At 72.3% G+C, this 5,235-nt stretch carries 5 protein-coding genes; 4 read left to right on the top strand and 1 reads right to left on the bottom strand.

Annotated features, from left to right (window positions below; translation table 11 throughout):
- Positions 1–168 precede the first annotated feature (168 nt).
- The 4 genes from B8460_RS11810 (at position 169) to B8460_RS11795 (ending at position 3,922) form a co-directional block, all read left to right on the top strand.
- Positions 169–714 (top strand): invasion associated locus B family protein, encoded by a 546-nt coding sequence (locus tag B8460_RS11810; protein WP_148360562.1) that lies wholly within the window; start codon positions 169–171, stop codon positions 712–714.
- Positions 711–1,886: a 23S rRNA (adenine(2503)-C(2))-methyltransferase RlmN gene (gene rlmN, locus B8460_RS11805; RefSeq protein WP_048861798.1), complete on the top strand. Its 1,176-nt coding sequence runs from the start codon at positions 711–713 to the stop codon at positions 1,884–1,886. The genes B8460_RS11810 and rlmN overlap by 4 nt, the downstream gene beginning before the upstream one ends.
- Positions 1,883–2,452 carry a Uma2 family endonuclease gene (locus B8460_RS11800; RefSeq protein ID WP_199445626.1) on the top strand — a complete coding sequence of 190 codons (570 nt, stop codon included), beginning with the start codon at positions 1,883–1,885 and terminating at the stop codon, positions 2,450–2,452. Before rlmN ends, B8460_RS11800 begins: the two co-directional genes overlap by 4 nt.
- A gap of 72 nt (positions 2,453–2,524) precedes the next feature.
- A complete protein-coding gene (locus B8460_RS11795) occupies positions 2,525–3,922 on the top strand; it encodes a cytochrome P450 (protein ID WP_084623558.1) in 1,398 nt (465 codons plus the stop codon).
- On the opposite strand, the gene B8460_RS11790 is transcribed toward B8460_RS11795, so the two are convergent.
- On the bottom strand, positions 3,864–5,120 hold the full coding sequence (locus B8460_RS11790) for an SAM-dependent methyltransferase (RefSeq protein ID WP_084623556.1): 1,257 nt from the start codon (positions 5,118–5,120) through the stop codon (positions 3,864–3,866). The genes B8460_RS11795 and B8460_RS11790 overlap by 59 nt on opposite strands.
- Positions 5,121–5,235 lie beyond the last annotated feature (115 nt).

Genomic DNA, 5,235 nt, shown 5'->3' with positions numbered 1-5,235 from the left:
GTCCCCTGCCCGGCACGGGCCGCCCCGGTTCCGGCGCACCCGCCCGGACTGGCTCGGCCCCGCGCCGGATGACGGCGACATGACGCCGGGTTGAACTTTCCATCAGCGCGGCCCGAACCCGCCCCGGCCTGCTTGCCCGCCCCCGCGCCAGCCCGTATGTCAGCCCGCATGCGCCCTTCCGCCCTGTTGCTGGCCGCGGCCGCCGTGCTGCTGCCGTCCGTCCTTGCCGTGGCCCCCGCCGGTGCCCGCAGCAACCGCAACGCCGCCGAGCATTCCGCTGATTCGGCCGCCCCGCACGCGATCGGCCGGTTCGACGACTGGACCGCGGCGACGCATCTCGAGGGCACGCAGACGGTCTGTTATGCCTTCACCCGCGCCGTGCATTCCTCGCCCGCCCTGCCCGGCCGCGGCGACGTGGTGCTGACGGTGACGGAGCGCCCGTCCGGACGTGACGCGGTCGCCATGCTGGCGGGCTTCCCCTATCCGGCCTCGGCCGAGGTGACGATGACGGTCGATACCACCGCCCTCAGCTTCTACACGGCGCAGCGATCGGCCTTCGCGCGCGAGAACGCCGCCGCCGTCGCCGCCTTCCGCAACGGGCGGCAGGCGATTGCCCGCTCGCCCGGGCCGCGCGGCATGCAGGTCGTCGACACGTTCAGCCTGCGCGGCTTCAACGAGGCGCATAAGGCGATCCTGAAGGCCTGCCCGAGATGAGCGACGCGGCCGCGCTGACGGCGGCCGACCGCGACCGCATCCTCGCCAAGGCCGCGCTGTTCGAGCCGCCGCCGCCGGTCGCGGCGGACGGCCGCCGTGACCTCGTCGGTCTCGACCGCGCCGCGCTGATCGAGGAACTGGCGGCGATCGGCGAAAAGCCGTTTCGCGCGAAACAGCTCTGGCACTGGATCTATCACCAGGGCGAGACCGACTTCGCCCGCATGAGCACGATCGCCAAGCCGCTGCAGGCGCGCCTCGCGGAGCGTTTCGTGATCGGTCGGCCGGACGTCGCGACGACGCAGACCAGCGGCGACGGCACGCGCAAGTTCCTGTTCCGCTTCCGCGACGCGCAGGAGGCGGAGACGGTCTATATCCCCGATCTGGCCGAGGATCGCGGCACGCTCTGCATCTCCTCGCAGGTCGGCTGCACCCTGTCCTGCCGGTTCTGCCACACCGGCACGCAGCGTCTGGTGCGCAACCTCGGCGCCGCCGAGATCGTGGCGCAGTTCATGGCGGCGCGCGACGCCTATGGCGAGTGGCCGAGCCCCAAGGGCGAGACGCCGCGCCTGCTGTCCAACATCGTGCTGATGGGCATGGGCGAGCCGCTCTACAACTACGAGAACGTCGCCCGCGCGATGCGCATCTGCATGGACGGCGAGGGCATCGGCCTGTCGCGGCGGCGCATCACGCTGTCCACCTCGGGCGTCGTGCCGATGATGGACCAAAGCGGGGCCGAACTCGGCGTCAACCTCGCGGTGTCGCTGCACGCGGTGCGCGACGACCTGCGCGACGAGCTGGTGCCGCTCAACCGCAAATACCCGATCGCCGAGCTGATCGCCGCCTGCCGCCGCTATCCGGGCGCGTCGAACGCGCGGCGGATCACCTTCGAATACGTGATGCTCAGGGGCGTCAACGACACGCCGGCCGATGCCCGGGCGCTGGTGGCGCTGATCGCCGGCATCCCGGCCAAGGTGAACCTGATCCCGTTCAACCCCTGGCCCGGCAGCGCCTACGAGACGAGCACCCCGGCGGCGATCCGGGCCTTCGCCGCCATCGTGTCGGACGCCGGCTATGCCTCGCCCGTGCGCACGCCGCGCGGCCGTGATATCCTCGCCGCCTGCGGCCAGCTGCGCACCGACAGCGCGCGCGCCCGCAAGGAGGCCGCCGCGTGAGCAGGACGACCGATCAGCGCATGACCGCCGAGGCCTTCATCGCCTGGGCGATGGAGCAGCCGGACGGCACGCACTACGAACTGGCCGACGGCGAGGTGATCGCCGTGTCGCCGGAACGGTCCGACCACGCGCTGATCAAGTTCGCCATCGCCCGGCGCCTGGCCGAGGCGGTGGAGGCCGCGGCGCTGCCCTGCACCGTCTATCCCGACGGCGTCGTCGTGCAGGTAGACGACCACACGGTCTATGAGCCGGACGCCCTGATCCGCTGCGGCGAGAAGCTGCCGCCCGACGCGGTGCGCATCCACGATCCGATGGTCATCGTGGAGGTGCTGTCGCCCTCGACCCGCGGCGTCGATACCGGCAACAAGCTGGCCGACTATTTCCGCCTGCCGAGCCTGATGCACTACCTCATCGTCCGCCCCGCCGACGGGCGGGTGATCCACCACGCGCGCGACGCCGAGGGCGGGATCGGCACGCGCATCCATGCCGGCGGCGCGATCACGCTCGACCCGCCGGGCATCACCGTCACGCTGCCCGCTCCCGCGTCGTCCGGCGGCGCCGCGTGATCCGCCGGGGCGGCGCGACAGCAGCCGCCTAGTCGCAGCCTTTTCGCCGCAGCCCCCGCCGAGGACACACCGATGCACCTGCGCGCCGGCCATCCGACCGATTTCGCGACGCCCTCGGCCACGCTGCGCGACCTGCCGCCGATCCGCCGGCGCCTCACGCTCCGGCAGTTCGCGCGCATCACCCGCAACCAGCTGGAAAGCCTGCCGGCGGAGACCTTCCGCGAGCGGATCGTCCATACCCGCGTCTTCGGCCGCGACCGCTATCACGTCATGGACCCCGAGTTGATCGGCGAGGCGCTGGTCCGCCGCGCCGACATCATGCGCCGCGCGCCGGAGATGCGCCGCGCCCTGGTGCCGCTGCTGGGCGAGGGGCTGCTGACGGCCGAGGACAGCAACTGGCGCTGGCAGCGCCGCGCCGTCGCCGCCGGGTTCCAGCCGGCGCGGCTGGCCGACATGGTGCCGACGATGCTCGCGGCGGCGGAGCGCACGCGCGACCGCTGGCTCGCCGCCGGCGACACCCCGCTCGAGATCGCGCACGAGATGATGCGCACCACCTTCGACATCATCGTGGAGACGATGTTCGACGGCGGCGCCGGGCTGGACGTCGCGCGCGTCGCGCGCAGCATCACCGACTATGCCCATCCGCTCGGCTGGGTGCTGGCCTACAGCCTCGCGCGGCTGCCGGACTGGACGCCCTATCCGGGCCGGACGCGCGGGCGCGAGGCGGCGGCCTATCTGCGCGGCACCCTCGCGGCCATCCTGGCGGAGCGCCGGGCGCGTCCGTCGGCGCGCGCCGACCTCGTCGCGATGCTGCTCGCCGCCGTCGACCCGCAGGACGGGCGGACGATGGGCGACGAGGAGATCATCGACAACCTGCTGACCTTCGTCACCGCCGGGCACGAGACGACATCGCTCGGCCTCGCCTGGACCTTCCATCTGCTGAGCCGCCATCCGGAGGTGGAGGCGCGGCTGTTCGCCGAACTCGACGCGGTCTGTCCCGGCGGCACCGTGCTGCCCGCGCACCTGCCGCAGCTGACCTATACGCGGCAGGTGTTTTCCGAGGCGATGCGGCTGTTTCCGCCGGCGCCGATGATCTCGCGCTACGTGGCCGAGGACATGGAGCTGGACGGCGTACGCATCCCGGCGAACGCGATGCTGGTGGTGCCGATCTATGCCGTGCATCGCCATGCGCTGCTGTGGTCCGAGCCCGAGCGTTTCGACCCCGACCGCTTCGCGCCGGAAGCGGCGGCGGCGCGCTCGCGCTATGCCTACATGCCCTTCGGCGCCGGCCCGCGCGTCTGCATCGGCAACGGCTTCGCGGTGCAGGAAGCGGTCGCCATCCTCGCCGTGCTGCTCGCCCGCCTGCGCCTGCGCGACGCCGCGACCGTCCCGTCCACCCCGGTGATGAAGGTCACGCTGCGGCCGTCACCCGATCTGGCGATGCGGGCGGAGGCACGGCATCCGGCGTAGCCGGCGCGTACATGTAATCCCGCACGATCGGCACCGCGTCGTTGCGGGTCGAGAGCAGGATCTGGAACACCATGTTCGAGCCGTTGCGGAAGCCGATCTGCACGGCGGCGAGGTAGTACTCCCACATACGGGCGAACGGCTCGCCGGCGATCGCCACCGCCTCCTGCCGCCGCGCGGCGAAGCGGTCGCGCCAGTGCTGCAGCGTGTATTCGTAATGGCGGCGCAGCACCTCCATGTCGGCGACCCACAGCCCCTGCCGTTCGGTCGCGGCGAACACCTCCGACAGCGCGGGCGTGTAGCCGCCGGGGAAGATGTGCTTGCGGATAAACGGGCCGGTCGTGCCGGGCGGCGTCATGCGGCCGATGCAGTGGATCATCGCCCAGCCGTCGGGCGTGAGCAGGTCGCGCACGCGCGCGAAATACTCGTCGTAATGGCCGATGCCGACATGCTCCATCATGCCGACCGACACCACGCGGTCGTAGCGTCCGTCGAGGACGCGGTAATCGACCTCGCGGAAGTCGATGCGGTCGGCCAACCCCGCCGCGGCCGCGCGCGCCCGCGCGACGGCAAGCTGGGCGGGGGAGACGTTGATCGCGGTGACATGCGCGCCCGCCCGCGCCAGGTGGATCGCGAGCGAGCCCCAGCCGCAGCCGATCTCCGCCACCCGCATGCCGGGGCGCAGCGCGAGCTTGGCGGCGATGCGTCGCAGCTTTTCCTCCTGCGCCGCCTCCAGCGTGTCGTGCGCCGGGTCGCGGAAGAAGGCGCAGGAGTAATTCAGCCCCTCGTCGAGGAACAGCCGGTAGATTTCGACGGGCACGTCGTAATGATGGCGGGCGTGGCGCGCGGCGACGCCGACCGGATTGGCCTGCTGCCAGCGCCGCGCCGCGCGCCACACGCGACGGAGCACACGCTGCGACGCGTGGCCGGCGAGGCCGGCGCGGTTCTCGCCGAACAGCGACATCAGGTCGCCGACGCCGGTGCCGTCCTCGAATGTCAGCGTGCCGGCCATGTAGGCCTCGCCCGCGTGCAGTTCCGGATTGAGCGCGAGGCGGCGATACAGCGCCGGATCGTGGACGCGCATCACCGCGCGTGGGGCGGGCGCGCCGTCGCCGAACACGTGCTCCCCGCCCGCCGCGTCGATGACGCGCAGCGTGCCGGTGCGCACGAAACGCTTCAGCAGGTTCGATAGCAGACGCAACGTCCAAGCTCCCCTCGGTCGAGGGGACAGGCTAGCCGCGCGCGGCGTTGCGGGACAACCGCCGCGCGCGGGAAGCGTCAGTTGGCGGCGCGGTCGCGCCCCCCGGCGCCGTCGC

This window comes from Acidisphaera rubrifaciens HS-AP3 (assembly GCF_000964365.1).
In the GTDB taxonomy this organism is placed as follows: Bacteria; Pseudomonadota; Alphaproteobacteria; order Acetobacterales; family Acetobacteraceae; genus Acidisphaera; species Acidisphaera rubrifaciens.
Note: the sequence above shows the minus strand (reverse complement) of the source record. Positions and strands in the feature narration are given on the sequence as shown.